At 54.1% G+C, this 2,500-nt stretch carries 2 rRNA genes (1 of these 2 cut by a window edge); both read right to left on the reverse strand.

The window, feature by feature from the left end:
* Positions 1-33: 33 nt before the first annotated feature.
* Positions 34-148: ribosomal RNA gene (rrf, locus tag ACTXGA_RS24330) — 5S ribosomal RNA — on the reverse strand.
* Positions 149-270: 122 nt separating this feature from the next.
* Positions 271-2,500 (reverse strand): 23S ribosomal RNA (locus ACTXGA_RS24335) (it continues 1,205 nt past the right edge of the window).

Genomic DNA, 2,500 nt, shown 5'->3' on the forward strand with positions numbered 1-2,500 from the left:
ATCGTATTGAGAGAATATGTTGGTTTTTACTAGGTTTGGCGGCGACCTACTCTCCCACGTCTTGAGACGCAGTACCATTGGCGCGACGGCACTTAACGGCCGGGTTCGGAATGGATCCGGGTGTTTTGCTCGTGCTATGACCACCAAACCGAGAAAAAACCAACACGGCGCACGGTTGTGCGCCGTCAATCAACATCGTTGTCCTCGTCAAGATCACGGGATGTATGCTTGTGGTCTGATTTCAGTAGTCAGTTTTTGCTGTTACTGGATCAAATCAAGCCTATCGGACCATTAGTACCAGTCAGCTGAACGCATTGCTGCGCTTACACCTCTGGCCTATCGACGTGGTGGTCTTCCACGGTCCTCAGGGATACCTTGTTTTGAGGGGGGCTTCCCGCTTAGATGCCTTCAGCGGTTATCCTGTCCGATCATAGCTACCCAGCACTGCCATTGGCATGACAACTGGTCCACCAGTGGATCGTTCACCCCGGTCCTCTCGTACTAGGGGCAACTCCTCTCAAGTATCCTACACCCACGGCAGATAGGGACCGAACTGTCTCACGACGTTCTAAACCCAGCTCACGTACCTCTTTAAATGGCGAACAGCCATACCCTTGGGACCTGCTCCAGCCCCAGGATGAGATGAGCCGACATCGAGGTGCCAAACACTGCCGTCGATATGGACTCTTGGGCAGTATCAGCCTGTTATCCCCGGCGTACCTTTTATCCGTTGAGCGATGGCCCTCCCACTTGGGACCACCGGATCACTATGGCCGTCTTTCGACTCTGCTCGACTTGTCAGTCTTGCAGTCAGGCTGGCTTCTGCCATTGCACTCAACGAGCGATTTCCGACCGCTCTGAGCCAACCTTCGCGCGCCTCCGTTACGCTTTAGGAGGCGACCGCCCCAGTCAAACTACCCACCACGCAGGGTCCCGGACCCGGATAACGGGCCGCGGTTAGACATCAAGCAGAATTAGGGTGGTATCTCAAGGATGGCTCCCCATGGACTGGCGTCCATGGTTCAAAGCCTACCACCTATCCTGCACAAATTGTGCCTGATGCCAGTGCGAAGCTGTAGTGAAGGTGCACGGGGTCTTTCCGTCTAACCGCGGGTAGCCTGCATCTTGACAGGCAATTCAATTTCGCTGAGTCGATGTTGGAGACAGCGGGGAAGTCGTTACGCCATTCGTGCAGGTCGGAACTTACCCGACAAGGAATTTCGCTACCTTAGGACCGTTATAGTTACGGCCGCCGTTTACCTGGGCTTCAATTCAGAGCTTGCACCCCTCCTTTTAACCTTCAGGCACCGGGCAGGCGTCAGACCCTATACGTCGTCTTGCGACTTCGCAGAGCCCTGTGTTTTTAATAAACAGTCGCCACCCCCTGGTTTGTGCCCCCGGTGATCGAACACCGGGCCTCCTTCTCGCGAACTTACGGAGGTATTTTGCCGAGTTCCTTCAACATCGTTCTCTCAAGCGCCTTGGTATTCTCTACCAGTCCACCTGTGTCGGTTTAGGGTACGGTCTGATGGAGGGCTATTTCCAGGAACTGTCTTGGATACGCGCCAATCCGATAAGGCACGCACGCCGCCACAATCCGTCACATCCTCCTGGCCCACGAATATTAACGTGGTTCCCATCGACTACGCCTTTCGGCCTCGCCTTAGGGGCCGGCTTACCCTGCTCAGATTAGCTTTAAGCAGGAACCCTTGGACTTTCGGCGAGAGTGTCTCTCACACTCTTTGTCGCTACTCATGTCATCATTCTCACTAGTGATCTCTCCACCGGATCGCTCACGCGCCGGCTTCACTGAAAGCTTCGCTCCTCCAGTGATCCCCCAGAGAACTGGGAATGGATCGAAGGAGGAATGAAGCTATATCACACTACGCTCCGCTACCATGCCTTACGGCATCCTAAGCTTCGGCTCATGGCTTGAGCCCCGTTACATCTTCGCCGCAGGACAACTTGATTAGACCAGTGAGCTGTTACGCTATCTTTAAAGGATGGCTGCTTCTAAGCCAACCTCCTGGTTGTTTTGGTCGTCCCACCTGCTTTCCCACTTAGCCATGAATTGGGGGCCTTAGCTGTAGGTCAGGGTTGTTTCCCTCTCCACTACGGACGTTAGCATCCGCAGTGTGTCTGCCATCTAGTACTCCCGGGTATTCGGAGTTTGGTTAGGATCAGTAAGCCTGTGGGGCCCCATTACCCATCCAGTGCTCTACCCCCCGGGGTATTCGGATGACGCTCTACCTAAATAGATTTCGCGGAGAACCAGCTATCTCCGAGTTTGATTGGCCTTTCACCCCTAGGCACAACTCATCCCGACCTTTTTCAACAGGTGTGGGTTCGGACCTCCAGTAAGTGTTACCTTACCTTCATCCTGGTCATGCCTAGATCACTCGGTTTCGGGTCTGATCCATCTAACTCGACGCCCTATTAAGACTCGCTTTCGCTGCGCCTACACCTACCGGCTTAAGCTTGCTAGATAGACCAAGTCGAT

Source organism: Antarctobacter jejuensis, assembly GCF_052266595.1.
GTDB classification, from domain to species: Bacteria; Pseudomonadota; Alphaproteobacteria; order Rhodobacterales; family Rhodobacteraceae; genus Antarctobacter; species Antarctobacter jejuensis.